The sequence below is a fragment of the Mesorhizobium sp. M2A.F.Ca.ET.043.05.1.1 genome (assembly GCF_003952445.1).
In the GTDB taxonomy this organism is placed as follows: domain Bacteria; phylum Pseudomonadota; class Alphaproteobacteria; order Rhizobiales; family Rhizobiaceae; genus Mesorhizobium.
Map to the genome: position 1 here is coordinate 3,613,627 of NZ_CP034446.1, position 21,097 is coordinate 3,634,723.

Consider the following 21,097-nt stretch of genomic DNA (forward strand, 5'->3'; position numbering starts at 1 on the left):
GTTATAACCAGAATGTCAAGCGGCGACCCCGCCTCTGTGGGTCGCACGTGCGGAGGAACGGACATGGACGCCGTTTATATCGTTGCCGCGAAGCGGACCCCCATCGGCAAGCTGAACGGCGCTTTCGCCAGTCTGTCGGCGGCGGAGCTGGGGGCGCAGCTTATCCAGGCGATGCTGGCCGAAACGCAGCTTGCGCCCGATGCCGTCGGCGAGGTGATCATGGGCCAGGTGCTGACCGGCGGCGCCGGGCAGAACCCCGCCCGGCAGGCTGCTCTCAAGGCCGGTCTGCCGGTCGGCGTGCCCGCCATGACCGTCAACAAGGTCTGCGGCGCCGGCCAGAAGTCGATCCATCTTGCGGCGCAGGCCATTCGCTGCGGCGACGCCGACTGCGTGATCGCCGGCGGACAGGATTCGATGACCTCGGCGCCACATGTCATTCACGGGGTGCGCGCCGGCATCCGCATGGGCGACCGCACGGTCAAGGATTCCATGATCACCGACGGTCTGTGGGATGCCTTTCATCAGGTGCATATGGGCGTCACCGCCGAAGCGCTGGCGCAGCGCTACCAGATCACCCGCGAGGAACAGGACAGGTTCGCACTTCGCTCGCAGGAGAAGGCCGACGCCGCCATCCAGGCTGGCAGGTTCGACGACGAGATCGTCCCCGTATCGATCAAGGCCAGGCACGGCGATCTCGTCATCGAGCGTGACGAGCATCCCAACCCCTCCACCACGATGGAAGGCCTTGGCCGGCTGAGACCGGTCTTCGATGCGGCGGGGACGATCACGGCCGGCAACTCATCAGGCCTCAATGACGGCGCCGCCGCGGTGCTTGTGATGTCGGAGGCGCGGATGAAGGAACTCGGCCTGGCGCCCCTCGCCCGCATCGCCTCATATGCCTCTGCCGGCGTCGAGCCGATGGACATGGGCCTCGGTCCCGTCGCGGCCTCGCGCCGCGCACTCGATAAAGCCGGCTGGCGCGCGTCCGACCTCGACGCAATGGAGATCAACGAAGCCTTCGCCGCGCAGGCCATCGCGGTCAATCGCGAGATGGGCTGGAACGAGGACACCATCAATACGAGCGGCGGCGCCATCGCGCTTGGCCATCCGCTGGCCGGCTCCGGCTGCCGCATCGTGGTGACGCTGCTCCACGAGATGGTCCGGCGTGGAGCGAAGAAGGGCCTGGCCTCGCTCTGCATCGGCGGCGGCCAGGGTGTCGCGATCTGCCTGGAGCGGTAAGTCCGGGCAATCATCGCGGCCGGGGCCGCTAAATGCTGCTCTCCGACCTCGTGTTCATCACTAGACTAGTCCCGGCGCTCACAGCGGACCCTCCTCCCAGAATTGATATCGATCAAGGTCGCTGCAGCCGGTCTCTGTTTTGGTCGCGCCAACTTGGCAACCTGAACGGAGTTCCCCTGACATGGACGGCATTACCTTAAGCGCCGGACAGATCGGCGCCTGGCGGCGGCAGATTGCCTCGGCAAGGTTTCTTCCCTTCTCCGCTTCGGGGCCGCTGTCTCCGGCATCGGTTTATGCCGAAGGGTCGTCCGTGACGCCAGCCGAACCGGACGGGTCGCGCAATGCAGGAGGCCGGCTATGAAGGTTTCCCCGCGGTGGCTGATCCTCGGCGCCCTGATCGCCATCGGAGCAGCCGGCTATTATGCGTGGCAGCGTTCCAAGGACGGGCAACTGCCGGAAGGCATCGCCAGCGGCAACGGCCGCATCGAGGCGGTCGAGATCGACGTCTCGACGAAGGCGGCGGGGCGGATCAAGGAAATCCTTGTCGGCGAAGGCGATTTCGTAAAGGCCGGCCAGGTGCTTGCCCGCATGGATATAGCGCAGCTCGAGGCGCAGCGCCGTCAGGCCGAGGCACAGCTTCAGCGCGCCACCATCGGGGTCGAAACCGCGGGCAGCCTGGTGACGCAACGCGAGGCTGAAAAGACGGCGGCCGGCGCTGTCGTCGCGCAGCGCGAAGCCGAGCTCGACGCCGCCGATCGGACCCTGGCGCGCTCGCAGCAGCTTGCGGTCAACAACACCGTCTCCCAGCAGGTCCTGGACAACGACCGCGCGGCCGAGCAGAGCGCGAAAGCCGCCGTCGCCGCGGCGCAGGCCCAGCTCGCCGCCAGCGAGGCGGCGATCAACGCCGCGCGGGCGCAGGTGGTCGATGCCAAGGCCGCGGTCGATGCGGCGCAGGCCGCGATCGAAAGCATCGACGCCGATATCGGCGACGCCACGCTGGCGTCGCCGCGCGACGGGCGCATCCAGTTCCGCGTGGCGGAGCCTGGCGAGGTGCTGGCGGGCGGCGGGCGCGTTCTGAACCTCGTCGACCTCGGCGATGTCTACATGACCTTCTTCCTGTCGACCGCGCAGGCCGGGCGCGTCGCGATCGGCTCGGATGTGCGCCTCGTGCTCGACGCGGCGCCGCAATACATCATCCCCGCCAAGGTGACCTTCGTCGCGGACGTCGCGCAGTTCACGCCCAAGACGGTAGAAACGGAGGAGGAGCGCCTGAAACTCATGTTCCGGATCAAGGCGCACATCGCACCGGAGCTGCTCCGCAAATACATCCAGCAGGTGAAGACCGGCCTGCCCGGCGTGGCCTATGTGCGGCTCGATCCGCAGGCCGGATGGCCCGCGAGCCTCAAGGGAAAGCTCGTGCAATGAATGCGCGGCCGGACGCCGGCGCGAGCCTTCCGTCAAGCTACGTGGCACGGCTGGAGAATGTCGGCCACGCTTACGGAAAGGTCAGGGCTCTCGATGCCATAACGCTCGATTTCCCGGCCGGCCGCATGGTCGGCCTGATCGGGCCGGACGGCGTCGGCAAATCCAGCCTGCTTTCCCTGATTGCCGGAGCACGGACGATCCAGCAGGGGCATGTCGAGGTGCTGGGCGGAGACATGGCCGATCTCGGCCACCGGCAGAGCGCCTACCCCAGGATCGCCTATATGCCGCAAGGCCTGGGCAAGAACCTCTATCCGACGCTGTCGGTCTTCGACAACATCGATTTCTTCGGCCGCCTGTTCGGGCATGATCGGCGCGAGCGCGAGCGCCGCATCGGCGAGCTTCTGAAGCGAACGGGGCTCGCGCCTTTCGCCGAGCGGCAGGCCGGCAAGCTTTCGGGCGGCATGAAGCAGAAGCTCGGCCTGTGCTGCGCCCTCATCCACGATCCGGACCTCCTGATCCTGGACGAGCCGACCACCGGCGTCGATCCGTTGTCGCGCCGCCAGTTCTGGGAACTGATCGGCGAGATCCGCAAGGGTCGCGAGGGCATGAGCGTCATCATCGCCACGGCCTATATGGAAGAGGCCGCGCGCTTCGACTGGCTGGTGGCCATGGACGCGGGCCACGTGCTCGCCTCCGGAACCCCGGCCGACCTGCTCGAAAGAACCGGCGCGCCCGACCTGGACGCCGCCTTCATAGCCCTTCTCCCGCCGGAGAAGCGGGACAGCCACGAGGCCGTGGTGATCCCTCCGCGGCCCGCCGGCGCCGACAGCGAACCTGCCATCGAGGCCGAACACCTCACCGTGCGCTTCGGCGATTTCACCGCCGTCGACGACGTGAGCTTCCGCATTGGCCGTGGCGAGATCTTCGGCTTCCTCGGATCGAACGGCTGCGGCAAGACGACCACGATGAAGATGCTGACCGGACTGCTCGAGCCGTCCGAGGGCAAGGCACGGCTGTTCGGGCGCGAGATCGACCCCCGCGACATCGAGGTGCGTCGGCGCGTCGGCTACATGTCGCAAGGGTTCTCGCTCTACTCCGAGCTGACGGTCCGGCAGAATCTCGAGCTCCATGCCCGCCTCTTCGGCATGGCCGGTGCGGCGATCCCGCCCCGGGTCGAGGAGGTCGCGCAGCAATTCGGCCTCGCCGACAATGTCGACACGCTGCCCGAAGCGCTCCCGCTCGGCATCCGCCAGCGGCTGTCGCTGGCCGTGGCGATGATTCATTCTCCGGAGATACTGATCCTCGACGAGCCGACCTCCGGCGTCGACCCGGTTGCCCGCGACGGCTTCTGGCGGATTCTTGCCGACCTCTCGCGCAAGCGGAACGTGACGATCTTCGTGTCCACGCATTTCATGAACGAGGCGGAACGCTGCGATCGCATCTCGCTCATGCATACCGGCAGGGTCCTCGTCAGCGACACGCCTGCCGCAATCGTCAAAAGCCGGTCGGCGGCAACGCTGGAGGAAGCCTTCGTCGGATATCTCGAGGACGCGACAGGCACGCAGGCCGAAACGCCGAGCGCGACGGCCGGAACAATGCCGGTCCCGGAAGCGCCGGCCAGTCGCCGCGAGAGGAGCGGCACAGGCCGTTCCTTCGATTTGCGCCGCATGTTCGCCTACACGCGGCGCGAGGCGCTTGAACTCTTGCGCGATCCGATCCGGGCCACGCTGGCGACCGTCGGCAGCCTCATCCTGATGTTCGTCGTCGGCTACGGCATCAACATGGACGTCGAAAACCTCTCCTTCGCCGTCCTCGATCACGACGACACGACGATCAGCCGGGACTATGTGCTGCAGATCGCCGGCTCGCGCTATTTCACCGAGAAGGCGCCGATCATCGACCATGCCGATCTCGACCGGCGCATGGAGGACGGGGAACTCAGCCTCGCGATCGAAATCCCGCCCGGCTTCGGGCGCGACCTCGCGCGCGGCCGCGACGTCACGATCGGCGCCTGGATCGACGGCGCCATGCCGACACGGGCCGAAACCGTGCAAGGCTATGTTTCGGGAATGCATGCCGGCTGGCTGACGCAGAAGGCGCGTGAGCTTTATGGCGACGCCGCCACCGCCAGCGCCTTCCAGCTCGATATCCGCTACCGTTACAATCCCGACGTCCGCAGTCTCGATGCCATCGTTCCGGCGGTTATCCCGATGCTTCTGCTGCTGATCCCGGCGATGCTGGCCGTGCTCAGCGTGGTACGGGAGAAGGAGCTCGGCTCCATCATCAATTTCTACGTCACGCCCGTCACCCGGCTGGAGTTCCTGATCGGCAAGCAGATTCCGTATGTCGCCCTCGCGATGCTCAACTTCGTGCTGCTGACGGGCTTGGCCGTCTTCCTTTTCGGGGTGCCGCTGACCGGCAGCCTTCCGGCTTTCGCCGCCGCCGCCCTTGTCTATGTCACGGCCACGACGGCCATGGGGCTTTTCCTGTCGACCTTCATGAGCAGCCAGATCGCGGCGATCTTCGGAACCGCGCTGATCACCATGATCCCCGCCACCCAATATTCGGGCATGATCGACCCGGTGTCGTCGCTCCAGGGCGTGGGCGCATTCGTCGGCCGGATCTATCCGACCACCTATTTCGTGACGATCTCGCGCGGCGTCTTTTCCAAGGCGCTCAGCTTTGCCGACCTGTCCGGCGCGTTCGTGCCGATGCTCGTTGCCATTCCGGTGCTGCTCGGCCTTGGAGCGGCGTTCTTGAAAAAACAGGCCCGCTGATGCGCATCGCCAACATATACAACCTCGGCATAAAGGAACTGCGCGGTCTCCTGCGGGACCCGATGATGCTCGTGCTGATCGTCTATGCCTTCACCGCCGCCATCTACACCGCTTCGAAGGCGATGCCCGAGACGCTCAATCACGCTCCGATCGCCATCGTCGATGAGGATCAGTCGCCGGTCTCGTCGCGCATCGTCACGGCATTTTATCCGCCCTACTTCACCGCGCCTTTGCTCATCTCCCAGCCGGAGATGGACAGCCGCATGGATTCAGGCATGGATACTTTCGCGCTGGATATTCCACCGAACTTCCAGCGTGACCTTCTGGCCGGCCGCTCGCCAACGGTTCAGCTCAACATCGACGCCACCCGGATGTCGCAGGCCTTTACCGGCGGAGGCTATATCCAGTCGATCGTTTCGGGAGAAGTGAACGAATTCCTCGACCACTATCGGTCCAAGGCCTCCCTGCCCGTCGACCTCGACCTGCGGGCGCGCTTCAACCCCGAACTCAACAAGGGCTGGTTCGGCGCCATCACCAATGCCATCTCCTCGATCACGATGCTGTCTATCGTGCTCACCGGCGCAGCGCTGATCCGCGAGCGCGAGCACGGGACGATCGAGCATCTTCTGGTGATGCCGGTCACCCCGTTCGAGATCATGACGAGCAAGATCTGGTCGATGGGCATTGTCGTGCTCGTCGCGTCCGGCCTTGCACTCGTCGTCGTCATCCAGGGGCTGCTGGCGGTCCCGATCAACGGATCGATCGCACTGTTCATGATAGGCGCGGCCCTCGACATCGTCGCCATGACCTGCCTCGGGATCTTCCTCGCCACGGTCGCCGGGTCCATGCCGCAATTCGGCCTGCTGCTGATGATGGTGCTCCTGCCCCTGCAGGTGCTGTCCGGCGGCGTCACGCCGCGCGAGAGCATGCCCCTCCCCATCCAGGCCATCATGTTCACCGCGCCCAACACGCATTTCGTCATGCTGGCACAGGCGGTGCTGTTCCGCGGCGCGGGCCTCGATGTCGTGTGGCCGCAGCTCGCGGCGCTGCTTGTCATCAGCACGTTCCTGTTTGCGTTCTCGCTGCGGCGCTTCCGACAGTTCCTGAAATAGGACCCACTCACAATCCAGGAGTATTCCATGCCCAAGACTATGAAAGCAGCCGTCGTTCGCCAGTTCGGCAAGCCGCTCGTGATCGAAGAGGTTCAGGTGCCGACGCCCGGAGCCGGCCAGATCCTCGTCAAGATCGCGGCCACCGGCGTGTGCCACACCGATCTGCACGCCGCCGAAGGCGATTGGCCGGTGAAGCCCAGGCCGCCCTTCATTCCCGGCCATGAGGGTGTCGGGCACGTCGTGGCGGTTGGATCGGGCGTCAAGCACGTCAAGGAAGGCGATCGCGTCGGCGTGCCCTGGCTCTATACCGCCTGCGGCCACTGCAGACATTGCCTCGGCGGATGGGAGACGCTTTGCGAGGAGCAGCAGAACACCGGTTATTCGGTGAACGGCAGCTTTGCCGAATACGTCCTTGCCGATCCCGATTATGTCGGCCATCTGCCGGGCAACATATCGTTCACGGAGATCGCGCCGATCCTGTGCGCGGGCGTCACCGTCTACAAGGGCCTCAAGGTCACGGACACCAAGCCTGGTGACTGGGTGGTGATCTCGGGTATCGGCGGGCTCGGCCACCTGGCGGTTCAATACGCGAAGGCGATGGGGCTGAACGTCATTGCGGTCGACATCGACGATGCGAAGCTCGACCTCGCCAAACGCCTCGGCGCCGCGCTGGCCGTCAACGCCCGCCAGGCCGATCCCGCCGCCTTCGTCAAGAAGGAGGTCGGCGGCGCCCAGGGGGTTCTTGTCACCGCCGTGTCGCCGAAAGCCTTCGAGCAGGCGCTCGGAATGGTCGGCCGCGGAGGAACGGTATCGCTCAATGGTCTGCCGCCAGGCGATTTCGCGCTGTCGATCTTCGATACCGTGCTCAACGGCGTGACCGTCCGCGGTTCGATCGTCGGGACACGGCTCGACCTGCAGGAAGCGCTGGACTTTGCGGGGGACGGCAAGGTCAAGGCGACAATCGAGACCGAACGGCTCGAGAACATCAACGACATCTTCTCCCGCATGCACAAGGGTGACATCCAGGGCCGCATCGTCATTGATTATGAAAAGCAGGCCTGAGGCGCCGCGGCTGTAACCCTCGGAACGCGAGCTCAGCCGGCCCAGTCGGCTGAGCTGGTTCGGCCGCCATTGGTCGCGCGCGATCCGGCCGAGTGCACCCATTCGCGGCCTCGGGCGCTTAAACGCGAGCTCCACGGGCGAGCAGTTCCCCCTACCCTCTGACGAGTTCGTCCTGATTTATCCTCATGCCACTTCGCGCGTCGAAAAGGTGGACCTTCGAAACCATCACCTCCAACCCAACCTCTTGATCGGGCTTGAACGGCGGCTGATCCCGAACTTCGGCCACGAGCTCGACCCCGCTTGTCCTCAACGTCAGTTCCTGAGCCTCTCCTGTCGGCTCCACCACCTGGACGCTTGCCCTCGCGTGATCGCCCCCGACGACGATGTGCTGGGGACGTATCCCGTAAATCACCTCTTGTGCACCGTGGAACTCCAGACCTTTTGGCAATGGCAGGCGGAGGCCTGAACCGGCTTCGAACGCGCCGTTGTCGACGCGACCTTCGATGAGATTCATTTCCGGGGAGCCGATAAAGCCCGCGACGAACAGATTGGCCGGTCTCTCGTAGAGTTCGGAAGGGGTGCCGATCTGTTCGATGCGGCCCTTGTTCAGGACCACGATGCGGTCGGCGAGCGTCATCGCCTCGGTCTGGTCATGCGTGACGTAGATGCTGGTGCGGCCGAGCCGCTGGTGCAGCTTCTTGATCTCGGCACGCATCTTCACGCGCAGCTTGGCGTCGAGATTGCTGAGCGGCTCGTCGAACAGGAAGGCCGAGGGCGCGCGCACGATCGCGCGACCCATGGCGACACGCTGGCGCTGGCCGCCGGACAGCTGACGCGGCATGCGGCCAAGCAGGTCCTGCAGACCGAGGATTTCGGCAGCCGCCTTCACCCTGGAGACGATCTCCTCCCTGGGAACCTTGGCCAGCCGAAGCGCGAAGCTCATATTGTCGGCCACGCTCATATGCGGATAGAGCGCGTAGCTCTGGAAGACCATGGCTATGTCGCGCGACTTGGCAGGCATCTCGTCGACGACGCGCCCGCCGATGCGGATCTCACCAGTCGTATGCTCTTCGAGCCCCGCGATGATTCGCAGGAGCGTTGACTTGCCGCAGCCCGACGGACCGACCAGGACCACGAACTCGCCGCTGGCGATCTCGATGTTGACGTCGCGCAGAACTTCCACGGCGCCGAAGCTCTTGCCGAGCTGTTCTATCTCGATTGCGGACACCTATTCTTCTCCCGTACCGGCGCGGCTCATTTTCCTTGGGCCTGCCGCCATGCGCGGTATTCGGCCTCGCCCTCGGGGCTCAACGGGTAGTATTTGCGCAGGTCTCCTCCTTGCGCGAGCCGCGAGCGCGAAAACTCCTCCCACTCGATATGCGCGCCGGCGAGCTCGACCAGTCTGGGGGCAAGGGCGACCGGCACGACGACCACGCCATCGTCGTCGGCGACGATGATATCGCCCGGGATGACCAGCACGTTCGAGCAGGCGATCGGAACGTTGACGGCGAAGGGGACGATGTTGGTCTGGGCGTGGAAATTCGGGGTGACGCCCCTCACCCAGATGCCGATATCGAGCGCCGCCGCCTGGGCGGAATCGCGAATGCAGCCGTCGACAACGACGCCGGCGCCGCCCCGCCCGGCGAAATAGGTCAGCATCATCTCGCCGAAAATGCCGCTGCCCAGATCGCCGCGGGCATCGACCACCACCATGTCGCCGGGCTGGGTGGGATAAAGCACGTGGCGGTGCAGTTGCCGCTCAGGCTCCTCATACTCCGTCTCGTTGTACAGATCCTCGCGCTTCGGCATGCACTGGAGCGTGAGGGCCGGCCCTGCCGCCGTGCTGCCGGAACGCAAGGGACGCGGCCCGCGGATCTGCGGGTCGCGAATGCCCATCTTGTGGTAGAGCTCGCTGGCCAGCGTCGCCGAACCGATCGCCGCCAGCGCGTCGACCAGTTCTCGTGGCGGCCGGGAAATGTCCTGTATCGCCGGTATCTGGTCAGCTTCCATTCCGTTCCTCCAATGCGCAGTGAGGTGCGAACCTCACCAATCGTCAGTCAGTTGCGTTCAACCGTCGTCGAAGCCGTTCGCCCTTCAGCCGCGAACCGCACCGGTCGTCAGGCCTTTGACCAGCAGCCCCTGGGCGAACCAAACGAACACCAAAGTCGGGATGACCATGAGCACGCCGGCGGCAGACATGGCGCCCCAGTCGATGCCGTATTGCGAGACGAAATTGGTGGGCCCAACGGGCAGTGTCTGCGCCGCCTTGCTCGAGGTCAGCGTTAGCGCGAGCAGCAGGTCGTTCCAGGTGAAGAGGAAGGTGATCACAGCGCTAGCGCCGATGCCGGGCGCAATCAGAGGCGCTACGATCTGGACCAGCGTGCGCACGGTGCCAGCGCCATCCGACTGGGCGGCCTCCTCGATCTCCTTCGGCACATCCTGGATGAAGCCCAGAAGCAGCCAGATGGCGACCGGCAGCTTGGCCGCAGTATGGCTGAGGATCAGCGCCCAGACGGTGTCGAGCAGGCCCATGGCGGCGAACACGGCGAAGAGCGGAATCGCAAGCGCGATGACCGGGATCATGCGCATGATCAAAAGCAGCCCGAAGATCAGCATGGCGCCCGGCATCCTGAAGCGCGACAGCGCATAGGCGCAGGGGATGGCCAGCAGATGGACGAGGACGACCGTCGCCACCGAGACGATGACGGTGTTCCAGACATAGCCTATCGTGTCGTACTGGGCGAAGACCGCGACATACTGCGTCAGCGTCGCGGTTTCGGGGATGATGTGCACCGGAACCGAGAAAATGTCGGCCGAGCTGCGGATCGAGGTCAGGAACAGCCATACCAGCGGAAAGACGGTGAGCGCGACGGTCAGCACCAGCGCCAAATACTGACCGGCGATCGCCGCCGTGAACCGGCGGCGGCGGCGCTTTGGCATGGAACGTGCGCCGACGATGACGGCTTCGGTCATATCGCCCTCCGTTTCGCGATGAGCCACGGCACCCCGTAGAGCAGGCCGAGCACGAACAGCGACATGCCCAGCGCGATGTAGGAGACCGCCGCGGCGTGTCCGAAATCCACCGCCTGAAACGCCAGCAGGTAGGAATAGACCGTGAGCAGGTTGGTGGCGCCGCCCGGTCCTCCTTGCGTCATCAGCCAGACGACGTCGAAGGTGCGGAACGTGTCGATGATGCGTCGTCGGCCTGAACTTCCGCTGGCTGTTCAACACCCAGTACGGGCTGGTCGACGCGCTGCTGCTCATCTTCAACCTGCCTGACATTCCGTGGCTCACCCATCCGGCCTGGGCGCTCGTCTCGGTGATCGTCGCCGATGTCTGGCAGAACACGCCGTTGATGGTGCTCCTGTTTGACACCCGCGTCTGCGCAACGGGCGCCATGCTCAATCGTAGGCCCCGGCCCGGCGCATGATGTCCTCCGCCTCGGTCGCCGCCTGGTTGAGCGAGTCGGCGGGCGAAGCCTGGTCGGACAGGGCTTGCTCGATGGCCGAGAACATCAAGGTGCAGACCTTCGAGAAGCCGGCAAGCTTGGGCCATTCCTTGCCGTTGGCGATCGTCGTCTCGAGCTGCTGCAGCCATGTCGCCTGCGGGCCCTTGGCCGCGGCGATCACTTCCTTGGCCAGGCTCTGGCTGCTCGGGAAGTTGGTGAACTGGTCGAACTGCAGCCGCTGGGCGTCGGTGCTGACCGTGTATTTGATGAACTCGACGGCGGGTTCCTTTCGTCCGGACTGGCCATTCAGCGCCATGGCATGCGAGATGGCGCATGAGATCGCCGCCTTGTCCCGCACATAGGGCGCCGTCGACCATTTGCCGACGACGCGCGAGGTCTCCGGATTGGACAAGGTGGCGAAGGCACCCGGCCAATCGAAAGTGGCATAGACCGTGCCGGATGAGAATTCGGTCGAGTTCTCGTTCCACTGATAGCCGACGGCGTCGGGCGGCACGATTTTGTGCTTCTGGATCAGATCGCGATAGAAGGTGAGCGCCTTGATGCCGGCTTCGGAATTGAAGGCCGGCTTGTTGGCCTGGTCGACCCAGTCGCCGCCTGCCTGCCAGAGAAGATCACTGAAGGTGCGTTGCGCCGGATCGCCCTGCCCCGGCACGACAAGCCCATAATGACCGTTGCCGGTGAGTTTCAGCCCGACATCGACGAGTTCTTCCCAGGTTTCGGCCGGCTTGAGGCCTTTCTCCTGGTAGATGTCGCTGCGGTAATACTGAACGCGCGCATCCATGTTGCGCGGAATCGCCGCCAGATTTCCGGTCTTGGGATCGCGCAGGTATTTGACCGCGACCGGATAGAAGTCCGCCAGCTCGGCGTCGCTAAAATAGCTGTTCAGCGGCGCGAAATGGTTGAAGTAAGAATCGATCTGCGCCGTATGGGTGCTGTAGACGTCGTACTGGCTCGACCGCGCCGCGCTCAACGTGACCACCTTCGCCGTCAAGGGCGTGAATTCCAGGAGGTCGTAGCGAACCTTGATGCCGGTCTTGGCGGTGAAATCCTGAACGATCTTCTCCCAGTATTTGGGATAGAGCGGGCCGCCGGTGATCAGCAATGCGTTGATCTCTTTGGCGTCTGCCCTGGCAACCCATGGCGCGGCAAGCGAGCCGGCTGTCAATGCCGCGCTCGCGGCAAGGAATTTACGTCTCGATAAGGTTCCGGACATCACAATCTCCTCCTGGTTTGACTGGCCGGTCCATCCAGGGACGGCCGACGACTTTCAGCCTCGGCAGCCAGCAGCGTGCTCCTCCCGCCGCTAAACTGCGTGGATTGGTTCCCGAACGACGCTTGCGAGCCTCCGGGCTATCGGCACTTGCGCTCCAACACGCCTCGCTGGGTTGCGCAGGCGTATCGATCGTGATCTCGGACGGCGGCAACGGGGCACGGCGGCTAGACGCCGCTCGATGCTCCCTTCCCGCAGGCCGTGTTATAGGCTAGTGAGCGTTTTTATGAGATAAGTTGACTGCATATCTAGCTATCAGCCTATAAGCTTATCAGACAAGTGGATGTTAGTGATGGATACCGTCGAGGTCAAGCTTCAAACTTTGCCCAAGCAGGTGGCTGGCGTGCTGGCGCGGCGCATCGCCGGCAGCGGTGTCGCCGGCGCCCAGGGGCCGTCGGAACAGCAGATCCTGCAGGAATTCGGAGTCTCGCGCGCGGTCGCGCGGGAGGCGCTGAAGATCCTGGCGTCGCTCGATATGATCGAGATCGCTCAAGGGCGGCGCGTGGTGCTGCGTCCAGCCGAGGAGTGGGACTATCTCAGCCCACTGCTCATCGACTGGCTGCCGCATGAGCAGATGCGCGAGATCCTGGCCGAAGCGCATGCGACCCGGATCATCATCGAACCGGCCATCGCCGCCATCGCGGCCAAGCACATGACCAAGGAGAATCTCGAACGCCTTGGCACTTTGCTGGCGGCGATGTCGGCCAGCGAAGACAATCCCGACGCCTATCTGAAGCTCGACCTCGATTTCCACATGGAGATTTGCCGGGCGGCGCAGAACAGGATCCTCGACCGTTTCATGTATTCGTCCCGGTGGTGGCAGATGGCGAGCAGGCGCATCAGCAACCAGATGCCTCATGCGCTGCCCTCCGCAACCGAAATGCACCGGGCGATCTACGAGGCGCTCGTGGCGCGCGACGAAAAGCGGGCCGAGGAAGCGATGCGCCGGCACCTCAAGAAGACCACCGCGGTCGGCCTGCCGCGCTGAAGAAGCGGCGCAGCCAGCATTTGCGCTGGCCGCGCCGCAGCGTGCCGGGAGGACACGTGAGCAATCCCGCGGAAGTGAACTAAGCTCTCTTTGCTTGTTGTTCCTGGCGCTGGCGTGCGCGGAAACCGAACATGTCGCCCTTGTCCTTGATTTCCGCCCAGACGGGCGCGGTGATCCTGTCGATGGCGGCGATGTCCGCGTCGGAAATCGTCCAGCCGGCGCTCTCGACATTTTCCTCTAGTTCCTTGACGGTGCGGGCGCCGACCAGTGGCGAGCTGACGCCTGGCCGGCTGGTGAGCCACTGTATCGCAAGCTGCGGAACCGTCTTGCCGTAGCGCGCCGCGATCGGCTTGAGCATGTCGACGGCGTTCACGGCCCGCTCATAGGTGCCCGGCTGGAACAGCACCGTCGTGCGCCGCTCGTCGCCCTCGACGAACTTGGTGTCCGTTGACAGCGTGCCGGTGAGCAGTCCTTGGGCGAGACCGCTGTATGGCATGACGCCGATATTGTGCTTGCGGCAATAGGGCAGCGTCTCGGCTTCAACCTCGCGCCACAGCATGTTGTAGGGCGGCTGCAGCACGTCGATCACGCCGTGCTGGCGGGCGCTGTCCATGTCGGCGATGCTGAAATTCGAGACGCCGACCGCCTTGATCCGCCCTGACGCGCGCAGCCGCTCCATCATCTCCATGGTCGGCCCGATCGGAAAATCCGAATTCGGCCAGTGGACGAAATAGACGTCGACATATTCCGTCCGCATGCGCTTCAGCGAACCGTCGAGCGCCGCCTCGATCGCGGCGGGTTCGAGATGATTGGGCGCGACCTTGGTCGCGATCACGGCCTTGTCGCGGCGGCCGGCCAGCGCCTGTCCGACGACCTCCTCGGCATGGCCGTGTCCGTAGGCTTCGGCCGTGTCGATCAGCGTGATGCCGAGATCAAGCGCGCGTCTGATCACCCGGATCGACTCTTCGTCGTCAGCCGCGCCCCAAAACGCGCCGGACATCCCCCAAGTCCCGAGGCCGATTTCCGATACCTTCACCGGCGACGATCCGAGCTGTCGCTGTTGCATCCTGTTCCTCCCGATTGACGACACGCATGAGCCATAGCTCTGCAGTCATCCAATTTATATGCTTATATACTCGTCTAACAAGTGTGAAGTTTGAGTTTCGGGATTCTTGGCCGACACCTCTGAATTTCCCAAACAAAACAACGAGCAGCGGCACCTGCGAACGTCCGCCGATGCAAAATCCATCGAAGGGGGTTTACGGCACATTGGTCATTCTTGTATGCTTATTAGACAAGTTTACCATGGGTAGAAATCTGCGCTTGTAAGCGTGGCGTCATCACGGGGAGAGGGATCCTATGAAGATCGTGGACATCAAAACGGCCGTCGTCGCCTATCACGGCAAGGCGACCCTGATCCGGATCGATACGGACGCCGGCATCTCCGGCTATGGCGAGGCCAATCCCGACGCAGGCGCGGCCGCAATCGTCGGTCTGATTTCGGAGCTGAAGTCGGAGCTGATCGGCCAGGATCCGCGCAATGTCGAATATTGCTGGGACAAGATCCGCCGCGATCATGTCTTCTCCGGCGCGCAGGCCGGCATCTTTCTCATCGCCCTCACCGGGCTCGAAATGGCGCTGTGGGACGTGGCGGCAAAAGCCGCCGGCCAGCCGCTTTACCGAATGTTCGGGGGCAAGTTCCGCGACCGCATTAGGCTCTATGCCGATTGCGGCGACGGCGACGACGAATCGGGATCGCCGCAGGGATGCGCGGCCCGCGCCCGCCGCATGGTTGCGGAAGGTTTCACGGCACTGAAATTCGACATCGATAATCTGCGCCATCCGGGCAAGTTCGATGCGGTGAACCACACCATCAACGGCGCCGAGCTGCGCTTCATGATCGAGCGCGTTGCGGCAGTGCGCGAAGCGGCCGGCCCCGACATCGATCTCTGCATCGACCTGCATGCGCGCTATGACGTGCTCAGCGCCAGCCGCATCGCCGCCGAGATGGAGCGCTTCAATCTTCTGTGGCTCGAAGAACCGATCCCCGCGGAAAATGTCGAGGCCCTGAAGCAGATCCGCATGCGGACCAAGACGCCGATCTGTGTCGGCGAAAATCTCTATCTGCGCTGGGGTTTTCGGGAGCTGTTCCAGAACTACGGCGCCGACGTCGTCATGCCCGACGTGCCGAAATGCGGCGGCCTTGCCGAAAGCCGCAAGATCGCCAACCTCGCCGAGATGTATTACGTGCCCTTCGCGCCGCATCTGGTGTCGACGCCGCTGGGCACGATGGCGACATGTCATGTTTGCGCCAGCGTTCCGAACTTCCTGGTGCTGGAATGGCACGCGCTGGAGGAACGCGACGCCTGGGACAGCTATGTCCGCTTGCCGAACGGCGCCAAGTCCATCGTCGAAGACGGCCACATCACGGTGCCTGATGTGCCCGGCATCGGCGTCGAGCTCAACATGGACGGTGTTCACAAACACGCCGTGCCCGGCTTCGGCATATTTGAATAGCGGACGACCGGCCGGCCGGGATTCGCTGCTCGATCAAACAAATTCGCTGGGAGGAAGCCATGGGCAAGCGGATCGTCTTCACCGGCGGCAGCGGCAAGATCGGCCGGCACGTCATACCTTATCTGCTGAAACGCGGGCATCAGGTTCTGAACCTCGACCTGACGCCACTGGATGCGCCCGGCGTCGATACCGTCATCACCAACCTTGCGGACGCGGGCGAAGCCTACAATGCGCTGACGCTGCATTTCGGCTTCAGCGAGTATTTCGGCGGCAAGGGCCGCGCCCCGGTCGACGCCGTCGTCCATTTCGCGGCGCTGCCGCGGATATTCCTGCGGCCGGACAACGCCATGTTCGCCGCCAATGTGCAGTCGACCTACAATGTGATCGAAGCCGCCATCAAGCTCGGCATCCGCAAGATCGTCACGGCCTCCAGCGAAACGGTCTACGGCATCTGCTTTGCCGAAGGCGAACGCGACTTCTCCTCGTTCCCGGTGGATGAGGAGCACGACGCCGATCCGACCGACAGCTACGGCCTTTCCAAATTGCTGGGCGAGAAGATCGCGCGGTCTTTCGCCTCCCGCACGGGAGCCGACATTTATGCGCTGCGGATTGGCGGCGTCGTGGAGCCGAAGGACTATGCCCGCTTTCCGGAATTCCTGGCCGATCCCTCGAAGCGACGACGCGACGCCTGGACCTATATGGACGCGCGCGATCTTGGCCAGATCGTCGACCTGTGCGTCGAGAAGGACGGCTTGGGGTTCCAGATATTCAACGCCGTCAACGACAACATCGTGTCCGAATTGCCGACGGCGGAGTTTCTCAGGAAGCATGCGCCCGACATACCGGTCACTCGGACCATGGACGCATTCGAGGGACCGATATCAAACCGGAAGCTGCGCGACGTCCTCGGATTCCGGCAAGAGCACGACTGGCGGACACAATGAGCTGATCCTTGCGGGTCAGCTCAATGCCTGTCGCTCAAAGGCGAGCGGCGACAAAGTCAGTCGAAGAAGCCCGCATCCTCTTCCTTGAGATATTTCCTCGCCGCCTCGGCATCGATATCGAGGCCGAGCCCCGGCGCCTCCAGCAAGTCCAACATGCTGTCCCTCACGATCTGTTTGGGCAGGCCGATCACCAGGTCCTCCCACCAAGGGTCGGAGGCGCTCGGATATTCGAAGGCGATGTAGTTGGCGGGCAAGGTGGCGCAGACATTGATCAGCGCGCCCAGGCCGAGCAGGCCGTTGGCGGTGCCGTGCGGCGCCATCAGGATCGAATGCATACAGGCGTGCTCGGCGACCCATTTGAGCTCGGCAATGCCGCCTATGTCGGCCGGATCGGGACCGATGACGCGCACGGCCTGGGTCTCGATCAGTTCCTTGAAATTGTGCCGCAGGTAGATCTGCTCGCCGGTATGGATCGGTGTCGAGGTTGAGGTGGTCAGCTCCCGATAGGCCTGCGGATTGACCCACGGCACATAATCGCCGGTGAGCATGTCCTCCAGCCACATCAGATTGTACTTCTCGACCGCCCGGGCGAACCTGATCGCATCGGGCAGCATCCAGCCCGGGCCGCAGTCGAGCGCCAGGCTGACCTTGTCGCCCAGCACTTCCTTCATCGCCGCCACGCAGTCGAGCATGTGATTGAAACCGCGCTCGCTGATCACGCCCTGATCCATCGCGCCGTGATAGCCGGCCTTCTTCTGCGTCACGCCGTAGTGGAAACCCTCGACGCTGTCCTTCATGTTGGAGTGGAACGAGATGCCCTGCTTGACCATGAAGAAGTTCTGCGGCTGCTCCATCATCCATTTGACGTCGGCCGCGTAGTCCTCCGGCCGGTCGCCCGTACGCTTGCGGCGGATCGAGCCGTTATAGACGCGCACCTTGTCGCGCACCTTGCCGCCGAGCAGCTTGTAGACCGGCACACCCGCGGCCTTGCCGGCGATGTCCCACAGCGCATGCTCGATGGCGCTGACCGCCGCGCCATAGGGCTTGAACGAGCCGCGCTGGCGGATCTTCAGCATCACGCGCTCGACATCGGTCGGGTCCTCGCCGATCAGCGCCTCCCGGAAATGCAGCACGAAGGGTTTCAGATAGGTCTTTGTGTATTCGACCTCGCCCAGGCCATAGAGGCCCTCGTCGGTGACGACGCGGACGATGGGGTGCTTGCCGATGACGGCGCAGCGCAGGTCGGTGATCTTCATGGCGCGGTCCTATTTCACAGACGAGAAAGCTGTCGGCGTGAGCAGCTGGCTGCTGATATTGGCAACGATCTGCCCGTCGCGCTCAGACTCGTCCCGGGCCCTGTGCCACGCCGGATCGGTGACGAAAGCCGTCCATTTCGCCTCGCGCTCAGCCAACGATCCCCAGGCGAGGAAATAGGTGAGGCGATTGTTATTTTGGCCGATCACCGTGGTGAAAAACCCGGCTTGGCGGATGCCATGCCTCTCCCAGATGGCCAGCGTTTGCTCGGAAAAGCGCTTGAGCAAAGCCGGCAGCCTGCCCGGCAGGCAGTCATAGATACGCAATTCGTAGATCATGGTTTCGTCCGTTTCTTTCTCCGCCTCTCACTTGGGAGAGGTCGACACGAATGGTCGGTCGGTGGCACTGCGAGCCTGGGGAATGACAGCGGGGATCCGGGCTAACTCCAGGTCCGGTCCCAGCTATGTTCATTGTCCCAATGCTCTGTGGATTGCCATATCCCCGTGACACCGGGCTGCAGATGCTTCGAGATCACCTCGTCGACGACGTCGTCGATCCCCAGCCCCGGCTTATCCGGCACGGTGATGAAGCCGTCCTTGACGAGCGGCTTGGGGAGGCCCGTGACGATATCGTCCCACCAGTCGACATCGGCGGAATGGTATTCGAGCGCCATGAAGTTTTCGGTCGCGGTCGCGACATGCGCCGCGGCCATCGCCGCGATTGGGCTTTCGGCCATGTGGATCGCCATGGCGACGCCGTGATCCTGCGCCATGTCGCCGATCTTCTTGGTCTCGAGGATGCCGCCGCTGGTCAGCAGGTCCGGATGGATAACGGAGAGGCCGCCGCTCCTCAGCAGAGGCTCGAAGCCCTCCTTGAGATAGATGTCCTCGCCGGTGCAGATCGGCACCGAGGTCGCCTGCTGCAATTGCCGGTACTGTTCGGTGTACTGCCAGGGGATCACGTCTTCTAGCCATGCCGGCACGTATTTCTCGATACGGCGCGACAGGCGGATGCCGTCCTGCAGCGAGATGTGGCCGACATGGTCGATGGCCAAGGGAATCTCGTAGCCGATGACCTCGCGGACCTCGTGGATATATTGCTCCAGCAGGTCGATGCCCTTCTCGGTGAAATGCAGGCCCGTGAACGGGTGCTGCACGTTCTGCGCATCGTAGGCGAGATTGCGGGCCTTGCGCTCCTCGAGCGTGCCGCCGCGGCCGCGCGGATTGGCGCGGAACCCTTCAAGCGCGCCGGCGGGCGCCGTCACGGCGCCCGGAATGTGGGCGATCTGCATCAGGCCCAGATCCATCTTGAGGAAGGTGAAGCCGCGCTCCATGCGCGCCTTGAGGCGCTTGCCGGTCTCGGTGCCGCTCGGCTTCTCGGCGTCCGTATCGCAATAGACGCGCACCTGGTCGCGAAACTTGCCGCCGAGCATCTGATAGATCGGCACGCCATAGGCCTTGCCGGCGAGATCCCAGAGCGCGATCTCGATCGCCGAGACGCCGCCGCCCTGCCGCCCATGGCCGCCGAACTGCTTGATACGGCGGAACAGGCGGTCGATATCGCAGGGGTTCTCGCCGAGCAGCCGGCTCTTCAGCATCAGCGCAAAGGTGGCGCTGGCGCCGTCGCGCACCTCGCCGAGCCCGACGATGCCCTGGTTGGTGTAGATCTTGAGCAGCGCCGAAGTGAAGGGCGCGCCGACGATCTCGGCCACCCGCATGTCGGTGATGCGCAGCTCGGAGGGCCTGGAATTCGTGTTGATGCGATCGAGAGCCTCGTCGGCTCCATCCGTTTTTGGCATGATCTGTCCTCGTTCCGCTGGGAGTGGCCCCGCCCGCAGGGCCTGCTTTGAGCAGTGCTAGCCCAGCTCGATCTCGTGGGCCTGCAGATAGTCGCGGTTCATCTCGACACCGAGACCCGGCTTCGACGTCAGCTTGAGGTTGCCGTTCGACACGTCGAGCGGCTTGTCGATGAGGTGATCGTATTTGGAGAGGTCCCACTCCGAGGTTTCGAGCTTGTAGAAGTTGGGAACGGTCATCATCACCTGCGCTCCCGCGACCACATTGATCGGCCCGGCGGCGTCATGCGGCGAGACCGGGACGTAATAGGCCTCGCAAAGGGCGGAGATCTTCTTGAGCTCGGTGATGCCGCCGGTCCAGGTGACGTCGGGCATGATGTAGTCGGCGAGCTTGTTCTCTAGTACCGGCACGAAATCCCATTTCGTGTGGCCGCGCTCGCCCCAGGAGATGGGGGCGCTGACCTTGTCGCGCACCTGCTTGAGCGCGTTGAGGCTTTCCGGCGGGCATGGCTCCTCGAACCAGTCGATCTGGCCGGCCTCCTCGAGGCTGCGGCAGAGGCGGATGGCGGTGGGAACGTCGAAGCGGCCATGCGCATCGATGAGGATGTCGACATCGGGCCCCGCCGTCTCGCGGATGAGAGCCGTGAGCTCGGCGGCTTCGCGCTCGTCCTTGCGAGTCATGCCGCCGTCGAGATAGCCGTCCCGCCTCTCGCGGGCCACGCCATCGACGCCGGGACCCTGGTGCGGGAACGGGTCGAATTTGAGCCCGGTGTGGCCGGATTCCACGATGTCGCGAATTTCGCGCACCACCGCTTCCTTGCTGGTGAATTTGGCCTGGTTGGGATGGGTGTAGAGCGAGATTTCATCGCGCACCGGCCCGCCCAGCAGCTCATAGATCGGCTTGCCGAGAACTTTGCCGCGGATATCCCAGAGCGCGATGTCGATGGCGCTCACGCATTCCACGGCGGCGCCGCGGCTGCCCATATAGGTGAAGCTGCGGAAGACCTTGTGCCACAGATGCTCGATGCGCGCCGGATCCTCGCCTGCCACGGCAAGCCCGATCTGGCGCAGGATCGTGCACAGCGCGCGGTTGGCGAGCTTGGTCGTGGTGGTGATCTCGCCCCAGCCGCTGACGCCGTCGTCGGTCGTCACTTCGACGAACAAATACTCTCCCCAATAGGAAGCGTCTGACTTGACCAGCCATGGCCGAATACTCGTGATTTTCATCTGGACTATCCTCCCTGA

General features: G+C 63.9%; 18 protein-coding genes. 8 read left to right on the top strand and 10 right to left on the bottom strand.

Annotated features, from left to right (window positions below; translation table 11 throughout):
* The first annotated feature begins 63 nt into the window (after positions 1-63).
* The 5 genes from EJ069_RS17740 to adhP all read left to right on the top strand — a co-directional run bounded on the left by EJ069_RS17740 (position 64) and on the right by adhP (position 7,615).
* Positions 64-1,239, top strand: coding sequence for an acetyl-CoA C-acetyltransferase (locus EJ069_RS17740; protein ID WP_126062406.1), 1,176 nt, complete (start codon positions 64-66; stop codon positions 1,237-1,239).
* Positions 1,240-1,596: 357 nt separating this feature from the next.
* Positions 1,597-2,664, top strand: coding sequence for an HlyD family efflux transporter periplasmic adaptor subunit (locus tag EJ069_RS17745; protein WP_126062407.1), 1,068 nt, complete (start codon positions 1,597-1,599; stop codon positions 2,662-2,664).
* Positions 2,661-5,441, top strand: a complete 2,781-nt coding sequence (gene rbbA / locus EJ069_RS17750) for a ribosome-associated ATPase/putative transporter RbbA (RefSeq protein WP_245456156.1) — start codon at positions 2,661-2,663, stop codon at positions 5,439-5,441. The genes EJ069_RS17745 and rbbA overlap by 4 nt, the downstream gene beginning before the upstream one ends.
* Complete coding sequence (locus EJ069_RS17755; RefSeq protein WP_126062409.1) at positions 5,441-6,553, top strand: ABC transporter permease; 1,113 nt, start codon at positions 5,441-5,443, stop codon at positions 6,551-6,553. Before rbbA ends, EJ069_RS17755 begins: the two co-directional genes overlap by 1 nt.
* Positions 6,554-6,580: 27 nt before the next feature.
* Positions 6,581-7,615, top strand: coding sequence for an alcohol dehydrogenase AdhP (gene adhP, locus EJ069_RS17760; protein WP_126062410.1), 1,035 nt, complete (start codon positions 6,581-6,583; stop codon positions 7,613-7,615).
* Between the two features lie 151 nt (positions 7,616-7,766).
* Here adhP and ugpC read toward each other — a convergent pair whose 3' ends face one another.
* From ugpC to EJ069_RS17780, 5 genes are all read right to left on the bottom strand, one after another.
* Entirely contained in the window at positions 7,767-8,843 is a 1,077-nt protein-coding gene (gene ugpC / locus EJ069_RS17765) for a sn-glycerol-3-phosphate ABC transporter ATP-binding protein UgpC (RefSeq protein WP_126062411.1), read from the bottom strand.
* 26 nt (positions 8,844-8,869) lie between these two features.
* The gene (locus EJ069_RS17770) at positions 8,870-9,625 is read right to left on the bottom strand and encodes a ribonuclease activity regulator RraA (RefSeq protein WP_126062412.1); all 756 of its coding nucleotides are present in this window, start codon (positions 9,623-9,625) and stop codon (positions 8,870-8,872) included.
* 84 nt (positions 9,626-9,709) lie between these two features.
* Positions 9,710-10,588: a carbohydrate ABC transporter permease gene (locus EJ069_RS32795; RefSeq protein ID WP_189475863.1), complete on the bottom strand. Its 879-nt coding sequence runs from the start codon at positions 10,586-10,588 to the stop codon at positions 9,710-9,712.
* Complete coding sequence (locus tag EJ069_RS32800; RefSeq protein WP_189475865.1) at positions 10,585-10,770, bottom strand: sugar ABC transporter permease; 186 nt, start codon at positions 10,768-10,770, stop codon at positions 10,585-10,587. The genes EJ069_RS32795 and EJ069_RS32800 overlap by 4 nt, the downstream gene beginning before the upstream one ends.
* A gap of 246 nt (positions 10,771-11,016) precedes the next feature.
* Entirely contained in the window at positions 11,017-12,297 is a 1,281-nt protein-coding gene (locus EJ069_RS17780) for a sugar ABC transporter substrate-binding protein (RefSeq protein ID WP_126062414.1), read from the bottom strand.
* Positions 12,298-12,646: 349 nt separating this feature from the next.
* Between EJ069_RS17780 and EJ069_RS17785 the strand changes: the two genes are divergently transcribed.
* Entirely contained in the window at positions 12,647-13,342 is a 696-nt protein-coding gene (locus EJ069_RS17785) for an FCD domain-containing protein (protein WP_042638970.1), read from the top strand.
* A gap of 79 nt (positions 13,343-13,421) precedes the next feature.
* On the opposite strand, the gene EJ069_RS17790 is transcribed toward EJ069_RS17785, so the two are convergent.
* Positions 13,422-14,408 carry an aldo/keto reductase gene (locus EJ069_RS17790; protein WP_126062415.1) on the bottom strand — a complete coding sequence of 329 codons (987 nt, stop codon included), beginning with the start codon at positions 14,406-14,408 and terminating at the stop codon, positions 13,422-13,424.
* Positions 14,409-14,701: 293 nt separating this feature from the next.
* On the opposite strand from EJ069_RS17790, the gene EJ069_RS17795 reads away from it, so the two are divergent.
* Entirely contained in the window at positions 14,702-15,859 is a 1,158-nt protein-coding gene (locus tag EJ069_RS17795) for a mandelate racemase/muconate lactonizing enzyme family protein (RefSeq protein ID WP_126062416.1), read from the top strand.
* Positions 15,860-15,918: 59 nt separating this feature from the next.
* Positions 15,919-16,803, top strand: a complete 885-nt coding sequence (locus EJ069_RS17800) for an NAD(P)-dependent oxidoreductase (RefSeq protein ID WP_126062417.1) — start codon at positions 15,919-15,921, stop codon at positions 16,801-16,803.
* Positions 16,804-16,859: 56 nt separating this feature from the next.
* On the opposite strand, the gene EJ069_RS17805 is transcribed toward EJ069_RS17800, so the two are convergent.
* The 4 genes from EJ069_RS17805 to EJ069_RS17820 all read right to left on the bottom strand — a co-directional run bounded on the left by EJ069_RS17805 (position 16,860) and on the right by EJ069_RS17820 (position 21,079).
* Complete coding sequence (locus EJ069_RS17805) at positions 16,860-18,059, bottom strand: mandelate racemase/muconate lactonizing enzyme family protein (RefSeq protein WP_126062418.1); 1,200 nt, start codon at positions 18,057-18,059, stop codon at positions 16,860-16,862.
* Between the two features lie 9 nt (positions 18,060-18,068).
* A complete protein-coding gene (locus EJ069_RS17810) occupies positions 18,069-18,395 on the bottom strand; it encodes an NIPSNAP family protein (protein WP_126062419.1) in 327 nt (108 codons plus the stop codon).
* 101 nt (positions 18,396-18,496) lie between these two features.
* Positions 18,497-19,855, bottom strand: coding sequence for a mandelate racemase/muconate lactonizing enzyme family protein (locus tag EJ069_RS17815; RefSeq protein WP_126062420.1), 1,359 nt, complete (start codon positions 19,853-19,855; stop codon positions 18,497-18,499).
* Between the two features lie 57 nt (positions 19,856-19,912).
* Positions 19,913-21,079, bottom strand: a complete 1,167-nt coding sequence (locus EJ069_RS17820) for a mandelate racemase/muconate lactonizing enzyme family protein (RefSeq protein WP_126062421.1) — start codon at positions 21,077-21,079, stop codon at positions 19,913-19,915.
* Positions 21,080-21,097: the final 18 nt, after the last annotated feature.

Excerpts from the sequence above, each read along its gene's own strand:
- EJ069_RS17785 (WP_042638970.1), top strand. The coding sequence starts at position 12,647 with ATGGATACCGTCGAGGTCAAGCTTCAAACTTTGCCCAAGCAGGTGGCT.
- adhP (WP_126062410.1), top strand. The coding sequence starts at position 6,581 with ATGCCCAAGACTATGAAAGCAGCCGTCGTTCGCCAGTTCGGCAAGCCG.
- EJ069_RS17740 (WP_126062406.1), top strand. The coding sequence starts at position 64 with ATGGACGCCGTTTATATCGTTGCCGCGAAGCGGACCCCCATCGGCAAG.
- EJ069_RS17800 (WP_126062417.1), top strand. The coding sequence starts at position 15,919 with ATGGGCAAGCGGATCGTCTTCACCGGCGGCAGCGGCAAGATCGGCCGG.
- EJ069_RS17820 (WP_126062421.1), bottom strand. The coding sequence starts at position 21,079 with ATGAAAATCACGAGTATTCGGCCATGGCTGGTCAAGTCAGACGCTTCC.
- EJ069_RS17795 (WP_126062416.1), top strand. The coding sequence starts at position 14,702 with ATGAAGATCGTGGACATCAAAACGGCCGTCGTCGCCTATCACGGCAAG.
- EJ069_RS17810 (WP_126062419.1), bottom strand. The coding sequence starts at position 18,395 with ATGATCTACGAATTGCGTATCTATGACTGCCTGCCGGGCAGGCTGCCG.
- EJ069_RS32795 (WP_189475863.1), bottom strand. The coding sequence starts at position 10,588 with ATGACCGAAGCCGTCATCGTCGGCGCACGTTCCATGCCAAAGCGCCGC.
- EJ069_RS17815 (WP_126062420.1), bottom strand. The coding sequence starts at position 19,855 with ATGCCAAAAACGGATGGAGCCGACGAGGCTCTCGATCGCATCAACACG.
- EJ069_RS17790 (WP_126062415.1), bottom strand. The coding sequence starts at position 14,408 with ATGCAACAGCGACAGCTCGGATCGTCGCCGGTGAAGGTATCGGAAATC.
- EJ069_RS32800 (WP_189475865.1), bottom strand. The coding sequence starts at position 10,770 with ATGACGCAAGGAGGACCGGGCGGCGCCACCAACCTGCTCACGGTCTAT.
- rbbA (WP_245456156.1), top strand. The coding sequence starts at position 2,661 with ATGAATGCGCGGCCGGACGCCGGCGCGAGCCTTCCGTCAAGCTACGTG.
- EJ069_RS17780 (WP_126062414.1), bottom strand. The coding sequence starts at position 12,297 with ATGTCCGGAACCTTATCGAGACGTAAATTCCTTGCCGCGAGCGCGGCA.
- EJ069_RS17755 (WP_126062409.1), top strand. The coding sequence starts at position 5,441 with ATGCGCATCGCCAACATATACAACCTCGGCATAAAGGAACTGCGCGGT.
- EJ069_RS17770 (WP_126062412.1), bottom strand. The coding sequence starts at position 9,625 with ATGGAAGCTGACCAGATACCGGCGATACAGGACATTTCCCGGCCGCCA.
- EJ069_RS17745 (WP_126062407.1), top strand. The coding sequence starts at position 1,597 with ATGAAGGTTTCCCCGCGGTGGCTGATCCTCGGCGCCCTGATCGCCATC.
- EJ069_RS17805 (WP_126062418.1), bottom strand. The coding sequence starts at position 18,059 with ATGAAGATCACCGACCTGCGCTGCGCCGTCATCGGCAAGCACCCCATC.